This is a genomic window from Pseudomonas sp. S44, assembly GCF_016624805.1.
Lineage (GTDB): Bacteria > Pseudomonadota > Gammaproteobacteria > Pseudomonadales > Pseudomonadaceae > Aquipseudomonas > Aquipseudomonas machongensis.
Genome location: NZ_JACVTY010000058.1, coordinates 1 through 16,038, shown reverse-complemented (window position 1 = coordinate 16,038; position 16,038 = coordinate 1). Strand labels below are relative to the sequence as shown.

The following is a 16,038-nucleotide window of genomic DNA, read 5'->3' as shown; positions in this document are numbered from 1 at the left end:
CCCATTTCGTTGTCGTCTTTGCCTTCCAGCGCCATACGAGCCGAACCGATGATGATCGGAGTGTCGTCGCCTGGGAAGTCGTAGGTGGACAGCAGGTCGCGAACTTCCATCTCGACCAGTTCCAGCAGCTCAGCGTCGTCTACCAGGTCAGCCTTGTTCAGGAAGACCACGATGTACGGAACGCCTACCTGACGGGACAGCAGGATGTGCTCACGGGTTTGTGGCATCGGACCATCGGCAGCCGAGCAAACCAGGATCGCGCCGTCCATCTGGGCAGCACCGGTGATCATGTTCTTCACGTAGTCAGCGTGACCTGGGCAGTCAACGTGAGCGTAGTGACGAATGTTCGAGTTGTACTCGACGTGAGCGGTGTTGATGGTGATACCGCGCGCTTTTTCTTCCGGAGCCGAGTCGATCTTGTCGAACTCAACGACTGCCGAACCGAAAACTTCGGAGCAGACGCGAGTCAGAGCTGCGGTCAGAGTGGTCTTACCGTGGTCAACGTGGCCGATAGTGCCGACGTTAACGTGGGGAAGGGAACGATCAAATTTTTCTTTAGCCACGACAGTGAACCTCTTGCCTAAAGGGGATTAGCCTTGTTTTTTAACGAGTGCTTCGACGATGTTCGACGGAGCTTCGGCGTATTTGGAGAATTCCATGGAGTAGCTTGCGCGACCCTGAGACATGGAACGAACGTCGGTCGCGTAACCGAACATCTCTCCGAGCGGTACCTCAGCAGTGATTACCTTGCCGGACACCGAGTCTTCATTACCCTGGATCATCCCGCGACGACGGCTCAGGTCACCCATCACGTCACCCAGGTAGTCTTCCGGGGTTACAACTTCGACCTTCATGATCGGCTCAAGCACCACGCCACCGCCCTTCTGGGCCAGCTGCTTGGTCGCCATCGAAGCGGCGATTTTGAACGCCATTTCGTTGGAGTCGACGTCGTGGTACGAACCGTCGAATACCGTAGCCTTCAGGCCGAGCAGCGGATAGCCGGCAACAACGCCGTTTTTCATCTGCTCTTCGATACCCTTCTGGATCGGGGCGATGAATTCCTTAGGAATCACACCACCAACGACTTCGTTGGTGAACACCAGACCTTCGGTGATGTTGCCTTTCTCGTCCACGTCCGGCTCCGAGAAACGGATCCAGCAGTGACCGAACTGACCACGACCACCCGACTGACGAACGAACTTGCCTTCGATCTCGACGTTGGACTTGGTGATCTTCTCGCGGTACGAAACCTGCGGCTTGCCGACGTTGCACTCGACGTTGAACTCGCGCTTCATGCGGTCAACGAGGATGTCCAGGTGCAGCTCACCCATACCGGAGATGATGGTCTGGCCGGTTTCTTCGTCGGTCTTGACGCGGAACGACGGGTCTTCCTGGGCCAGCTTGCCCAGAGCGATACCCATCTTCTCCTGGTCAGCCTTGGTTTTCGGCTCTACGGAGAGCGAAATTACCGGCTCAGGGAAGTCCATACGCTCGAGGATGATCGGCTTGTCGGCGTTGCACAGGGTGTCACCGGTGGTGACGTCCTTCATGCCGATCAGAGCAGCGATGTCGCCAGCGCGTACTTCTTTGATCTCTTCACGCTGGTTGGCGTGCATCTGCACCATACGACCAACGCGCTCTTTCTTGCCTTTGACCGAGTTGATGACGGAGTCACCGGAGGTCAGGAAGCCCGAGTAGACGCGGACGAAGGTCAGAGTACCCACGAACGGGTCGGTGGCAATCTTGAACGCCAGGGCCGAGAACGGCTCGTTGTCGTCAGCAGGACGCTCGTCGTACTGCTCTGGAGTGACTTCATCCTTCGGCACGTCGATCAGATCAGGGTGGATACCCTTGATCGCAGGGATCTCGGTTGGCGCAGGCAGGAAGTCAATGACGGCGTCGAGAACCAGGGGAACGCCCTTGTTCTTGAACGAGGAACCGCAGACAGCAGGAACGATCTCGCTCGCCAGGGTACGGGCGCGCAGACCAGCCTTGATGTCTTCGACGGACAGGTCACCTTCTTCGAGGTACTTGTTCATCAGCTCTTCGTTGGCCTCGGCAGCAGCCTCGACCATATTGCTGCGCCATTCGTTGGCCAGGTCCACCAGCTCGGCAGGAATCTCTTCCTCGCGATAGGTGGTGCCTTTGTCGTCATCGTTCCAGTAGATGGCCTTCATCTTGATCAGGTCAACCTGACCCTGGAAGTCATCTTCAGCACCGATGGCCAGCTGGACCGGAACCGGGGTGTGACCCAGGCGGTTCTTGATCTGACCGACAACGCGCAGGAAGTTGGCACCGGCACGGTCCATCTTGTTCACGTAGACAACACGTGGAACGCCGTACTTGTTGGCCTGACGCCATACGGTTTCGGACTGAGGCTCAACGCCGGAAGTACCGCAGAACACGACGACCGCGCCGTCGAGTACACGCAGCGAACGCTCTACTTCAATGGTGAAGTCAACGTGGCCGGGGGTATCGATGACGTTTACGCGGTAGTTGTCGTACTGACCACGGGAGCCTTTCCAGAAGGTGGTAACGGCAGCGGAGGTAATGGTGATACCGCGCTCCTGCTCCTGCACCATCCAGTCGGTGGTCGCGGCGCCATCATGCACCTCGCCCATCTTGTGGCTCAGACCTGTGTAGAACAGGATCCGCTCGGTAGTGGTGGTCTTGCCCGCGTCAACGTGGGCACAGATACCAATGTTACGGTAGCGGTTAATTGCTGTAGTACGAGCCATAAAGCCCTCGCAAAATGATTGATGCTTGAATTAGAAGCGGTAGTGCGAGAACGCTTTGTTGGCTTCGGCCATACGGTGCACGTCTTCACGCTTCTTGACTGCAGCACCCTTGCCTTCGGCAGCATCCAGCAGTTCGCCGGCCAGGCGCAGGGCCATCGACTTCTCGCCGCGCTTGCGGGCGTAGTCTACGAGCCAGCGCATTGCCAGAGCGTTACGACGGGATGGACGAACTTCAACCGGAACCTGGTAAGTGGCACCGCCGACACGACGGGACTTTACTTCGACCAGCGGAGCGATGGCGTCGAGAGCTTTCTCGAAGATTTCCAGGGGGTCGCTGTTCTTGCGTGCTTTGACGGTATCCAGGGCACCGTAAACGATGCGCTCGGCCACGGCCTTCTTGCCGCTTTCCATCACGTGGTTCATGAACTTGGCGAGGATCTGAGATCCGTATTTCGGATCGTCAAGGATCTCACGTTTTGCTGCTACACGACGTCTTGGCATGATAAGCCCTCAAACGGTCTTCAGGTTAGCCCGGGACGCGGGTCTTCGACCCCTGCCCGACCTTACTCTTATCGACTCAAATAAATGGATGTCTGCAAACGACCGATTACTTCGGACGCTTGGTACCGTACTTCGAACGGCCCTGGTTACGGCCTTTGACGCCCGAAGTATCCAGAGAGCCGCGAACGGTGTGGTAACGAACACCTGGCAAGTCTTTTACACGGCCGCCACGGATCAGGACGACGCTGTGCTCTTGCAGGTTGTGGCCTTCACCGCCGATGTACGAGGAAACCTCGAAACCGTTGGTCAGACGCACACGGCATACTTTACGCAGTGCCGAGTTAGGTTTCTTCGGCGTGGTGGTGTACACACGGGTGCACACGCCACGACGCTGCGGGCAGTTCTGCAGCGCAGGAACGTCGGACTTCTCGACCGAACGCTTGCGCGGCTGACGTACCAGCTGGTTGATAGTTGCCATCTACTAGCTCCACTGATTGTCTTGCGACTCTATTGTCTTGCAAGAAAGCCAAAAATTGGCGAGACGGAGCCTCACCAAATTTAAGGGTACAAAAGTCTAAAGAGGATCTTGCACCCAGTCAAGACAAGGCCCCGACCCTTCCTGCCCGATCATCGGCAACAAATCATGTCACCGAGACTCGGGAGGAAGGGGCCGGGGCCCCGCCTCTTCTTAGTTACCGCTGGAGTTCAGCGCTTCGGTCAGTGCGGCTTCCACCTCACTGGCGCTCACACGCAGCGGCTTGTCGGCATCACGGCGACGCTTGCGCTCGCTGTGGTAGGCCAGACCGGTACCGGCCGGGATCAGACGACCCACGACCACGTTCTCTTTCAGGCCGCGCAGGTAGTCGCGCTTGCCGGTTACCGCCGCTTCGGTCAGTACGCGGGTGGTTTCCTGGAAGGAAGCCGCGGAGATGAACGACTCGGTCGACAACGACGCCTTGGTGATACCCAGCAGGACTCGGGTGAACTTGGAGATGAACTTGTCTTCGCCAGCCAGACGCTCGTTCTCTACCAGCACCTGGGTCAGCTCCATCTGGTCGCCCTTGATGAAGCTGGAATCGCCCGACTCGCTGATCTCGACCTTGCGCAGCATCTGGCGCAGGATGGTCTCGATGTGCTTGTCGTTGATCTTCACGCCCTGCAGACGGTAAACGTCCTGGATCTCGTTGACGATGTATTTCGCCAGCGCGCTGACACCCAGCAGACGCAGGATGTCGTGCGGATCACTTGGACCGTCGGAGATGACTTCGCCGCGGTTTACCTGTTCGCCTTCGAAGACGTTCAGGTGGCGCCACTTCGGAATCAGCTCTTCGTACGGATCGCTGCCGTCGGTCGGCGTGATGACCAGGCGACGCTTGCCCTTGGTCTCTTTACCGAACGCGATGGTACCGCTGACTTCAGCCAGGATCGACGCTTCCTTCGGACGACGCGCTTCGAACAGGTCGGCAACGCGCGGCAGACCACCGGTGATGTCACGGGTCTTCGACGTTTCTTGCGGGATACGCGCGATAACGTCACCGACGCCGATCTGGGCACCGTCAGCCACACCGACGAGGGCGTTGGCTGGCAGGAAGTACTGAGCCGGTACGTCGGTACCAGGCAGGTACAGATCCTTGCCGTTGGCGTCGACCATCTTGATGGCCGGACGGATTTCCTTGCCAGCGGCAGGGCGATCCTTGACGTCCAGGACTTCAATGTTGGTCAGGCCGGTCAGTTCGTCGGTCTGGCGCTTGATCGTGATGTTTTCTTCCATGCCCACGAAGGTCACGGTACCTTTCAGCTCGGTAACGATCGGGTGGGTGTGCGGGTCCCACTTGGCGACGATGGCGCCAGCTTCGACCTTCTCACCTTCCTTGACCGAAATCACGGCACCGTAAGGCAGCTTGTAGCGCTCACGCTCACGACCGAACTCGTCGGCAATGGCCAGCTCGCCGGAACGCGATACCGCGACCAGGTTGCCATCGGCACGCTCGACCTGCTTCAGGTTGTGCAGACGTACCATACCGCCGTTCTTCACCTGGACGCTGTCGGCAGCCGAGGTACGGCTCGCAGCACCACCGATGTGGAAGGTACGCATGGTCAGCTGGGTACCCGGCTCACCGATCGACTGTGCAGCGATGACGCCGACAGCTTCACCGATGTTCACCTGGTGACCACGAGCCAGGTCACGACCGTAGCACTTGGCGCAGATGCCGTAGCGGGTTTCGCAGCTGATCGGCGAACGCACGATCACTTCGTCGATGCTGTTCAGCTCGATGAACTCGACCCACTTCTCGTCGACCAGGGTGCCAGCAGGAACGATGACGTCCTCGGTACCAGGCTTGAACACGTCGCGGGCGATGACACGACCCAGAACACGCTCACCCAGCGGCTCTACAACGTCGCCACCTTCGATGTGCGGCGTCATCAACAGGCCCTGGTCGGTGCCGCAGTCGATCTCGGTCACGACCAGATCCTGCGCCACGTCTACCAGACGGCGAGTCAGGTAACCGGAGTTCGCAGTCTTCAGTGCGGTATCCGCCAGACCTTTACGAGCACCGTGGGTCGAGATGAAGTACTGCAGTACGCTCAGACCTTCACGGAAGTTCGCAGTGATCGGCGTCTCGATGATCGAGCCGTCCGGCTTGGCCATCAGACCACGCATACCCGCCAGCTGACGAATCTGTGCAGCGGAACCCCGCGCACCGGAGTCAGCCATCATGTACATCGAGTTGAAGGACTCTTGCTCGACTTCCTTGCCCTCGCGGTCGATGACCTTCTCTTTCGAGAGGTTGGCCATCATCGCCTTGGACACTTCGTCGTTCGCCTTCGACCACAAGTCGATGACCTTGTTGTACTTCTCGCCCTGGGTAACCAGGCCGGAGGCGTACTGGCTCTCGATTTCCTTCACTTCATCGGTAGCAGTACCGATGATGCGGGCTTTTTCGTCCGGGATAACGAAGTCGTTAACACCGATCGAGACGCCGGAAATGGTCGAGTAAGCGAAACCGGTGTACATCAGCTGGTCAGCGAAGATCACGGTCTCTTTCAGACCCACCACGCGGTAGCACTGGTTGATCAGCTTGGAGATCGCCTTCTTCTTCATGGGCTGGTTGACCACGTCGTACGGCAGACCTGCCGGAACGACCTGGAACAGCAGCGCACGGCCAACGGTGGTGTCGACGATACGGGTGTTCTTGGTGACGCTGCCATCACGGTCTTTCACGGTCTCGTTGATACGGACCTTGATTTTCGCGTGCAGAGCAGCCTCGCCGGCGCGGAATACGCGGTCGACTTCCTGCAGGTCGGCGAACACGCGACCTTCGCCCTTGGCGTTGATGGCTTCGCGGGTCATGTAGTACAGACCCAGTACAACGTCCTGCGAAGGAACGATGATCGGCTCACCGTTGGCTGGCGACAGGATGTTGTTGGTCGACATCATCAGCGCGCGCGCTTCGAGCTGGGCTTCCAGGGTCAGCGGCACGTGAACGGCCATCTGGTCACCGTCGAAGTCGGCGTTGTACGCAGCACAGACCAGCGGGTGCAGCTGGATCGCCTTGCCTTCGATCAGCACCGGCTCGAACGCCTGGATACCCAGACGGTGCAGCGTCGGTGCACGGTTCAGCAGGACGGGGTGTTCGCGGATGACTTCGGCGAGAACGTCCCAGACCTCTGGCAACTCGCGCTCGACCATCTTCTTGGCCGCCTTGATGGTGGTCGCCAGACCACGCATTTCCAGCTTGCCGAAAATGAACGGCTTGAACAGCTCGAGGGCCATCTTCTTCGGCAGACCGCACTGATGCAGACGCAGGGTCGGGCCTACGGTAATTACCGAACGACCGGAGTAGTCCACGCGCTTACCGAGCAAGTTCTGACGGAAGCGACCTTGCTTACCTTTGATCATGTCGGCCAGCGACTTCAGCGGACGCTTGTTCGAGCCAGTGATGGCGCGACCGCGACGGCCGTTGTCGAGCAGGGCATCGACTGCTTCCTGCAGCATGCGCTTTTCGTTGCGCACGATGATGTCGGGCGCCGACAGATCGAGCAGGCGCTTCAGACGGTTGTTACGGTTGATCACCCGACGATACAGGTCGTTCAGGTCGGAGGTCGCGAAGCGGCCACCATCCAGCGGAACCAGCGGACGCAGGTCCGGCGGCAGCACTGGCAGGACGGTCAGGACCATCCACTCAGGCAGGTTGCCCGAGCCCTGGAAAGCTTCCATCAGCTTCAGGCGCTTGGACAGCTTCTTGATCTTGGTTTCCGAGTTGGTTTGCGGAATCTCTTCACGCAGACGGCCAATCTCGTGCTCCAGGTCGATCGCGTGCAGCAGCTCGCGGACAGCCTCGGCACCCATGCGGGCGTCGAAGTCGTCACCGAACTCTTCCAGCGCTTCGAAGTACTGCTCGTCGTTCAGCAGCTGACCCTTCTCGAGGGTGGTCATGCCTGGATCGATCACCACGTAGCTCTCGAAGTAGAGCACGCGCTCGATGTCACGCAGGGTCATGTCCATCAGCAGGCCGATACGGGACGGCAGCGACTTCAGGAACCAGATGTGGGCGACCGGCGAGGCCAGTTCGATGTGCGCCATGCGCTCACGACGAACCTTGGCCAGGGCAACTTCAACGCCGCACTTCTCGCAGATGACACCGCGGTGCTTGAGGCGCTTGTACTTGCCGCACAGGCACTCGTAGTCCTTGACTGGGCCAAAGATCTTGGCGCAGAACAGACCGTCACGCTCAGGCTTGAACGTACGGTAGTTGATGGTTTCCGGCTTCTTAACTTCACCGAACGACCACGAACGGATCATTTCAGGCGACGCCAGACCGATGCGGATGGCGTCGAACTCTTCGACTTGACCCTGGTTTTTCAGCAAATTCAGTAGGTCTTTCAAGGCCTTTCCTCCTGGCGGAGCAGGAAGTGGGCTATACCAGCCCCACTCCCCTTCGCGTCACGTGTTATTCGGTTTCCAGATCGATATCGATACCGAGCGAACGGATCTCTTTGATCAACACGTTGAAGGACTCGGGCATGCCCGGCTCCATACGGTGATCGCCATCCACGATGTTCTTGTACATCTTGGTACGGCCGTTCACGTCGTCCGACTTCACTGTGAGCATTTCTTGCAGGGTGTATGCCGCGCCGTATGCTTCCAGCGCCCACACTTCCATCTCCCCGAAACGCTGACCACCGAACTGCGCCTTACCACCCAACGGCTGCTGGGTAACCAGGCTGTAGGAACCAGTGGAACGCGCGTGCATCTTGTCGTCCACCAAGTGGTTCAGCTTGAGCATGTACATGTAACCAACGGTCACAGGACGCTCGAACTTGTTGCCGGTACGGCCGTCGAACAGCACCATCTGGCCGCTCTCTGGCAGGTCGGCCAGCTTCAGCATGGCCTTGATCTCACGCTCCTTGGCACCGTCGAAGACAGGCGTCGCCATCGGCACACCTTTCTTGAGGTTGTTGGCCAGGGCGAAGATCTCTGCGTCGGAGAACTCGTCGAGGTTTTCCTGACGACCACCGATCTCGTTATAGATCTCGGTCAGGAAGGTACGCAGCTCGGCTGCCTTGCGCTGTTCTTCGATCATGCGGTCGATCTTCTCGCCCAGACCTTTGGCCGCCAGGCCCAGGTGGGTTTCGAGAATCTGACCGACGTTCATACGCGAAGGTACGCCCAGCGGGTTCAGTACGACGTCGACCGGAGTACCGTTGGCGTCGTGCGGCATGTCTTCTACCGGCATGATCACCGAGACGACACCCTTGTTACCGTGACGACCGGCCATCTTGTCACCCGGCTGGATGCGACGGCGGATTGCCAGGTAGACCTTGACGATCTTCAGTACGCCTGGAGCCAGGTCATCGCCCTGCTGCAGCTTGCGCTTCTTGTCTTCGAACTTGTCGTCCAGCAGACGGCGACGATCGACGATGTACTGCTGAGCCTTTTCCAGCTGCTCGTTCAGTGCATCTTCAGCCATGCGCAGTTTGAACCACTGGCCGTGCTCCAGACCGTTCAGTACGTCGTCAGTGATCACGGTGCCTTTCTTCAGGCCCGCACCACCGTCGACCACCTGGCCGTTCAGAGCCGAACGCAGACGCTCGAAGGTTGCGCCTTCGACGATGCGGAACTCTTCGTTGAGGTCCTTGCGGATCTCGTCCAGCTGCATCTTCTCGATGGCCAGGGCGCGGCTGTCGCGCTCGACGCCATCACGGGTGAAGACCTGTACGTCGATGACGGTGCCCTTGGTGCCGGTCGGCACGCGCAGGGAAGTGTCTTTGACGTCGCTGGCCTTCTCACCGAAGATCGCACGCAGCAGTTTCTCTTCCGGCGTCAGCTGGGTCTCGCCTTTCGGAGTGACCTTGCCGACCAGGATGTCACCAGCGCCGACTTCGGCACCTACGTAGACGATACCGGCTTCGTCCAGCTTGTTCAGCGCAGCCTCACCCACGTTCGGGATGTCCGCGGTGATTTCCTCTGGGCCAAGCTTGGTGTCACGCGCCACACAGGTCAGTTCCTGGATGTGGATCGTGGTGAAGCGGTCTTCCTGAACCACACGCTCGGACAGACAGATAGAGTCTTCGAAGTTGAAGCCGTTCCACGCCATGAACGCGATGCGCATGTTCTGGCCCAGCGCCAGTTCACCCATATCGGTGGACGGACCGTCAGCCATGATGTCGCCACGCGCAACCACATCACCCTTGCTCACCAGCGGGCGCTGGTTGATGCAGGTGTTCTGGTTCGAACGGGTGTACTTGGTCAGGTTGTAGATATCCACACCTGCTTCACCGGTCTCGACTTCGTCGTCAGCTACACGCACGACGATACGGCTGGCGTCGACCGAGTCGATCACACCACCACGGCGAGCCACGACGCAGACGCCGGAGTCACGGGCGACGTTGCGCTCCATGCCGGTACCTACCAGCGGCTTGTCGGCACGCAGGGTCGGTACAGCCTGACGCTGCATGTTCGAACCCATCAACGCACGGTTGGCGTCGTCGTGCTCGAGGAACGGAATCAGCGAGGCAGCAACGGAAACAACCTGCTTCGGCGAAACGTCCATCAGGGTGACGTCTTCCGGCGCCTTGACGGTGAATTCGTTCAGGTGACGGACCGCTACCAGCTCGTCGATCAGGTGCTTCTGCTCGTTCATCGCAGCCGAAGCCTGGGCGATGACGTGATCAGCTTCTTCGATCGCCGACAGGAACACGATGTCGTCGGTGACCACACCCTCTTTCACCACACGGTACGGGCTTTCCAGGAAGCCGTACTGGTTGGTGCGGGCGTAGGCCGCCAGGGAGTTGATCAGACCGATGTTCGGACCTTCCGGCGTTTCGATCGGGCACACGCGGCCGTAGTGGGTCGGGTGTACGTCACGGACTTCGAAGCCGGCGCGCTCACGGGTCAGACCGCCAGGGCCGAGTGCGGAGACACGACGCTTGTGGGTGATCTCGGAGAGCGGGTTGTTCTGGTCCATGAACTGCGAGAGCTGGCTGGAACCGAAGAACTCCTTCACCGCCGCCGCAACCGGCTTGGCGTTGATCAGGTCCTGCGGCATCAGGCCTTCGCTTTCGGCCATCGACAGACGCTCTTTGACCGCACGCTCGACGCGCACCAGGCCAACGCGGAACTGGTTCTCGGCCATCTCGCCGACACAACGCACGCGACGGTTACCCAGGTGGTCGATGTCGTCGACGATGCCCTTGCCGTTACGGATGTCGACCAGGGTCTTCAGTACATCGACGATGTCTTCCTTGCTCAGCACGCCCGAACCTTCGATCTCGGTGCGACCGATACGACGGTTGAACTTCATGCGGCCTACGGCGGACAGGTCGTAACGCTCGGCGCTGAAGAACAGGTTGTTGAACAGGGTCTCGGCGGCGTCCTTGGTTGGTGGCTCGCCTGGACGCATCATGCGATAGATTTCGACCAACGCTTCCAGCTGGTTGCTGGTGGTATCGATCTTCAGCGTGTCGGCGATGAACGGACCGCAATCGATGTCGTTGGTGTACAGGGTCTCGATACGGACGACCTGGGCCTTGGCGATCTTGACCAGCAGATCGGTGGTCAGCTCGGTGTTGCACTCGGCCAGGATTTCACCAGTTGCCGGGTGCACGATGGCCTTGGCAGTGGTGCGGCCAATCATGTACTCGAGCGGAACGTCCAGCTGCTTGACGCCAGCTTTCTCGATCTGGTTGATGTGGCGCGCAGTGATACGGCGGCCTTGCTCGACGATGACCTTGCCGGTGTCGTCGGTGATATCCATTACCGCAACTTCACCGCGCAGACGCTGGGCAACCAGCTCCAGGCTCAGCTTCTCACCGGAAACGTGGAACACGTTGGTGGTATAGAAGGTGTCCAGGATCTCTTCGGTGCTGTAGCCCAGGGCGCGCAGCAGTACGGAGGCCGGCAGCTTGCGGCGACGGTCGATACGGACGAACACGCAGTCCTTCGGATCGAACTCGAAGTCGAGCCAGGAGCCGCGGTAAGGAATGATGCGAGCGGAGTACAGCAGCTTGCCGGAGCTGTGAGTCTTGCCACGGTCGTGGTCGAAGAACACACCAGGCGAACGGTGCAGCTGGGAAACGATCACACGCTCGGTACCGTTGATAACGAAGGTACCGTTCTCAGTCATCAGGGGAATTTCACCCATGTAGACTTCTTGCTCTTTGATGTCCTTGATCGCTTTGTTCGACGATTCCTTGTCGAAGATGATCAGGCGCACCTTGACCCGCAGTGGGACCGCGAAGGTCACGCCACGCAGGACACATTCCTTCACATCGAAGGCAGGCTCGCCCAGGCGATAGCCTACGTACTCCAGGGCAGCATTGCCGGAGTAGCTGATGATCGGGAATACCGATTTGAAGGCCGCATGCAGACCGACGTCGCGGAACTGATCCTTGGATGCTCCCGCCTGCAGGAATTCGCGATACGAATCCAGCTGGATGGCCAGGAGATACGGCACATCCATGACGTCCGGCAACTTGCTAAAGTCCTTGCGGATACGTTTTTTCTCAGTGTATGAGTAAGCCATCAGCGTTCCCCAGCTTGGTCACCTGCTTGTTTGGCTTCTCCCGGCGGGAGCAGCCAGAAAATCGTGCAAACCCCTTGGTTTGCGCCACCCACATGGGTGTCTTGCAGCTCATTATCGGGGCCGACATGATCGGCCACCAATAACGGAAAAAGGCCGGTGGCACAGGCCACCAGCCATCAGCCCTACGCTTGACGCTCGGGCTGCAGTCGCAAAGTCGAAATTACTTCAGCTCGACTTTAGCGCCAGCTTCTTCCAGCTTCTTCTTAGCGTCTTCAGCGGCTTCTTTCGAAACGCCTTCAGCTACAACCTGAGGAGCGCCATCGACTTTCTCTTTGGCTTCTTTCAGGCCCAGACCGGTCAGTTCGCGAACGGCTTTGATGACGTTCACTTTCTTGTCGCCGGCTTCAACCAGGACAACGTTGAACTCGGTCTGCTCTTCAACAACGGCGGCGGCAGCAGCTGGGCCAGCGGCAACAGCGGCAGCAGCGGTAACGCCGAAGGTTTCTTCCATTGCTTTGATCAGTTCAACAATTTCCAGAACGGTTTTCTGGCCGATTGCTTCGATGATTTGCTCGTTAGTCAGAGACATGACTATGAATTCCTGTATTGGGGGACAGCCTTACACGGCCATCAAATTAAACGTTTGATTTCGAGAGAAGCTACGCCGCCTTAGGCAGCAGCGGCTTCTTTCTGGTCGCGCAGAGCTGCCAGGGTACGAGCCAGCTTGCTGGTTGCACCTTGGATTACGCTCATCAGCTGTGCGATAGCCTCGTCGCGAGTTGGCAGGGTTGCCAGCACGTCGATCTGGTTAGCGGCAAGGAACTTGCCGTCGAACGCAGCTGCCTTGATCTCGAACTTGTCCTGACCCTTGGCGAATTCCTTGAACAGACGAGCAGCAGCGCCCGGGTGTTCGTTGGAGAACGCAATCAGGGTAGGGCCGGTGAAGGCGTCGTTGAGGACACTGAATTCAGTGTCAGCAACAGCGCGCTTGAGCAGGGTGTTACGTACGACACGCACGTATACGCCAGCTTCACGAGCCTCTTTACGGAGTCCGGTCATTGCGCCTACAGTCACACCACGGGCATCGGCCACGACAGCGGACAGAGCGACTTTGGCAGCCTCGTTGACTTCAGCGACGATGGCCTTCTTGTCTTCGAGTTTAATTGCCACGGGTTTACTCCTGGTTTCTACCGTTTCATCTGGCCGAGGCCGGATGTCGTTTTGGTGTCTGATTCGCGAGCGAATCGGGAGCACCATCTGCGTAGGCTTGTGTTTTAAGACTTGCGTCGCCTACGGTCTTGGATAGCCCCCGCCAGGCAGGGACCCCAATCTTGTTGCAGTCGGCGCGCTCGAGAGACCGCGCCGACTTTGCATTACACGTTCAGCGAGCTCTGATCGATGATCAGACCTGGGCCCATGGTGGTGCTCAGGGTAACGCGCTTGACGTAGATACCTTTCGAGGAAGCCGGCTTGATACGCTTCAGATCAGCGATCAGGGCTTCAACGTTTTCCTTCAGCTTGTCAGCTTCGAAGCCGATCTTGCCAACGGAGGTGTGGATGATACCGTTCTTGTCGGTACGGTAGCGAACCTGACCAGCCTTGGCGTTTTTCACGGCAGTGGCTACGTCTGGGGTCACGGTACCGACTTTCGGGTTAGGCATCAGGCCACGAGGACCCAGAACCTGACCCAGCTGACCGACAACGCGCATGGCATCCGGGGATGCGATGACGACGTCATAGTTCAGGTCGCCGCCTTTCATTTCGGCAGCCAGATCGTCCATACCTACGCGGTCAGCGCCGGCAGCCAGAGCGGCCTCGGCAGCTGGACCCTGGGTGAAGACAGCAACGCGTACGGTCTTGCCAGTGCCGTGCGGCAGCACAGTAGCGCTACGAACGACCTGGTCGGATTTACGCGGGTCAACACCGAGGTTTACGGCGATGTCGTACGACTCGACGAATTTGGCAGCCGGCAGCGAAGCCAGCAGGGTAGCGGCCTCTTCGAAGTTATAGGCCTTGCCTGCTTCGATTTTCTCGGCGATTGCCTTTTGACGCTTGGTCAGCTTAGCCATTACACACCCTCCACGTTCAGGCCCATGCTGCGGGCAGAGCCAGCGATGGTGCGTACAGCTGCATCCAGGTCAGCGGCGGTCAGATCAGCCTGTTTTGCCTTGGCGATATCTTCCAGCTGAGCGCGGGTGACGGTACCGACCTTGACGGTGTTCGGACGGGCCGAACCACTGGTCAGGCCAGCAGCTTTCTTCAGCAGAACCGAGGCAGGGGTGCTCTTGGTTTCGAAGGTGAAGCTACGGTCACTGTAAACAGTGATGATCACAGGAGTCGGCAGGCCGGCTTCTTGACCCTGAGTACGGGCGTTGAAGGCCTTGCAGAATTCCATGATGTTCACACCGTGTTGACCCAGTGCTGGACCAACGGGTGGGCTTGGGTTGGCCTGGCCGGCCTTTACTTGCAGCTTGATGTAAGCCTGAATCTTCTTAGCCATGAGCTACTCCAAAATCGGGTTCGAACGCCTGGTGGCTCCCCGGATGACTTGCGTTTTATCCCAGTGACGACAAAACCCCGCAGCACATAGGGCTGCGGGGTATGGGATGCGTCGCTCAGTTAGACCTTCTCGACCTGACTGAACTCAAGCTCTACCGGAGTAGAGCGACCGAAAATGAGCACTGCGACCTGCAGACGGCTCTTCTCGTAGTTAACCTCTTCGACGCTACCGTTGAAGTCGGCGAATGGACCGTCAATGACGCGAACCACTTCACCCGGCTCGAACAGCGTCTTCGGCTTCGGCTTGTCACTGCCGTCGGCAACGCGACGCAGAATAGCTTCTGCCTCTTTATCGGTGATCGGCGCGGGCTTGTCCGCGGTACCACCAATGAAACCCATGACGCGAGGGGTATCCTTGACCAAGTGCCAAGTCCCTTCGTTCATTTCCATCTGCACCAGGACATAGCCCGGGAAGAATTTACGCTCACTCTTGCGCTTCTGGCCGTTGCGCATTTCGACGACTTCTTCGGTCGGAACGAGAATCTCGCCAAACCCGTCTTCCATGCCTGCCAGCTTTACGCGCTCGATGAGGGAGCGCATGACATGCTTCTCGTAACCCGAGTAAGCATGCACAACATACCAACGCTTAGCCACGAGACACCCTTAGCCAACAATCAAGGAAACCAACCAACCGAGCAGGGAATCCAGACCCCACAACAGCAGCGCCATCACGAGGACCACAGCCACCACGATCAACGTAGTCTGGGTAGTCTCCTGGCGGGTTGGCCACACGACTTTACGGATCTCGGTACGAGCTTCCTTCGCCAGCGTAAAGAACGACTTACCCTTCGCAGTCTGCAGAGCAACAAAGCCTGCGACAGCTGCCAGGGCGAGCAGCGCGAGAACGCGATACAGGATAGGAGCGGCGGAGTAATACTGATTACCCACGACACCTACGACAACCAATGCAACTACAGCCAGCCACTTGAACAGATCAAAACGCGATTCTTGGGCTTCAGTTTTGGGAGTCATCGGGGAGGATCCTGTAAGAAGAAAGCCAATCACACCGAGGTGAATGGCAGGTCAGGAGGGAATCGAACCCCCAACCTACGGTTTTGGAGACCGTCGCTCTGCCAATTGAGCTACTGACCTGTAACGCTGTATCAGGCCGGCCATTATGCCGGCCTGATTTAGATAAATCAACTACTTATTCAATAATCTTCGCTACGACGCCGGCGCCGACGGTACGACCGCCTTCACGGATGGCGAAGCGC

At 58.6% G+C, this 16,038-nt stretch carries 12 protein-coding genes, 1 tRNA gene and 1 pseudogene; all 14 read right to left on the bottom strand.

All coding sequences use genetic code 11. The features are described 5' to 3' along the window. Positions 1 to 563: GTP-binding protein (locus tag IAE40_RS25380; protein ID WP_146218498.1), on the bottom strand; the 563-nt coding region annotated here is incomplete at its 3' end. Positions 564 to 590: 27 nt separating this feature from the next. Continuing rightward, entirely contained in the window at positions 591 to 2,738 is a 2,148-nt protein-coding gene (fusA, locus tag IAE40_RS25375; protein WP_054893561.1) for an elongation factor G, read from the bottom strand. A gap of 30 nt (positions 2,739 to 2,768) precedes the next feature. Further along, positions 2,769 to 3,239, bottom strand: coding sequence for a 30S ribosomal protein S7 (gene rpsG, locus IAE40_RS25370; protein WP_003246741.1), 471 nt, complete (start codon positions 3,237 to 3,239; stop codon positions 2,769 to 2,771). A 106-nt stretch (positions 3,240 to 3,345) separates the two neighbouring features. Beyond that, positions 3,346 to 3,717, bottom strand: coding sequence for a 30S ribosomal protein S12 (gene rpsL / locus IAE40_RS25365; protein ID WP_003255492.1), 372 nt, complete (start codon positions 3,715 to 3,717; stop codon positions 3,346 to 3,348). Between the two features lie 210 nt (positions 3,718 to 3,927). Beyond that, entirely contained in the window at positions 3,928 to 8,127 is a 4,200-nt protein-coding gene (gene rpoC / locus IAE40_RS25360) for a DNA-directed RNA polymerase subunit beta' (protein WP_054893560.1), read from the bottom strand. A gap of 64 nt (positions 8,128 to 8,191) precedes the next feature. Next, on the bottom strand, positions 8,192 to 12,265 hold the full coding sequence (rpoB, locus tag IAE40_RS25355) for a DNA-directed RNA polymerase subunit beta (RefSeq protein WP_151926555.1): 4,074 nt from the start codon (positions 12,263 to 12,265) through the stop codon (positions 8,192 to 8,194). 220 nt (positions 12,266 to 12,485) lie between these two features. After that, positions 12,486 to 12,854 carry a 50S ribosomal protein L7/L12 gene (gene rplL / locus IAE40_RS25350; RefSeq protein ID WP_054893558.1) on the bottom strand — a complete coding sequence of 123 codons (369 nt, stop codon included), beginning with the start codon at positions 12,852 to 12,854 and terminating at the stop codon, positions 12,486 to 12,488. A gap of 80 nt (positions 12,855 to 12,934) precedes the next feature. Further along, entirely contained in the window at positions 12,935 to 13,435 is a 501-nt protein-coding gene (gene rplJ, locus IAE40_RS25345) for a 50S ribosomal protein L10 (RefSeq protein ID WP_029614620.1), read from the bottom strand. 203 nt (positions 13,436 to 13,638) lie between these two features. After that, positions 13,639 to 14,334, bottom strand: coding sequence for a 50S ribosomal protein L1 (gene rplA, locus IAE40_RS25340; RefSeq protein WP_054893557.1), 696 nt, complete (start codon positions 14,332 to 14,334; stop codon positions 13,639 to 13,641). Continuing rightward, positions 14,334 to 14,765 carry a 50S ribosomal protein L11 gene (rplK, locus tag IAE40_RS25335; protein ID WP_003255500.1) on the bottom strand — a complete coding sequence of 144 codons (432 nt, stop codon included), beginning with the start codon at positions 14,763 to 14,765 and terminating at the stop codon, positions 14,334 to 14,336. The genes rplA and rplK overlap by 1 nt, the downstream gene beginning before the upstream one ends. Positions 14,766 to 14,884: 119 nt before the next feature. After that, entirely contained in the window at positions 14,885 to 15,418 is a 534-nt protein-coding gene (gene nusG, locus IAE40_RS25330) for a transcription termination/antitermination protein NusG (protein ID WP_003255501.1), read from the bottom strand. Between the two features lie 9 nt (positions 15,419 to 15,427). Beyond that, positions 15,428 to 15,796 (bottom strand): preprotein translocase subunit SecE, encoded by a 369-nt coding sequence (gene secE / locus IAE40_RS25325; RefSeq protein WP_063542475.1) that lies wholly within the window; start codon positions 15,794 to 15,796, stop codon positions 15,428 to 15,430. A gap of 44 nt (positions 15,797 to 15,840) precedes the next feature. After that, positions 15,841 to 15,916 (bottom strand) — tRNA-Trp (locus tag IAE40_RS25320). Between the two features lie 55 nt (positions 15,917 to 15,971). Continuing rightward, positions 15,972 to 16,038 (bottom strand): annotated as a pseudogene (locus IAE40_RS25315) (hypothetical protein); the annotation flags it as partial.

Bases quoted from the DNA above. Each gene is read 5' to 3' on its own strand.
- fusA (WP_054893561.1), bottom strand. From the start codon at position 2,738: ATGGCTCGTACTACAGCAATTAACCGCTACCGTAACATTGGTATCTGT.
- rpsG (WP_003246741.1), bottom strand. From the start codon at position 3,239: ATGCCAAGACGTCGTGTAGCAGCAAAACGTGAGATCCTTGACGATCCG.
- rpsL (WP_003255492.1), bottom strand. From the start codon at position 3,717: ATGGCAACTATCAACCAGCTGGTACGTCAGCCGCGCAAGCGTTCGGTC.
- rpoB (WP_151926555.1), bottom strand. From the start codon at position 12,265: ATGGCTTACTCATACACTGAGAAAAAACGTATCCGCAAGGACTTTAGC.
- rplL (WP_054893558.1), bottom strand. From the start codon at position 12,854: ATGTCTCTGACTAACGAGCAAATCATCGAAGCAATCGGCCAGAAAACC.
- rplA (WP_054893557.1), bottom strand. From the start codon at position 14,334: ATGGCTAAGCTGACCAAGCGTCAAAAGGCAATCGCCGAGAAAATCGAA.
- rplK (WP_003255500.1), bottom strand. From the start codon at position 14,765: ATGGCTAAGAAGATTCAGGCTTACATCAAGCTGCAAGTAAAGGCCGGC.
- secE (WP_063542475.1), bottom strand. From the start codon at position 15,796: ATGACTCCCAAAACTGAAGCCCAAGAATCGCGTTTTGATCTGTTCAAG.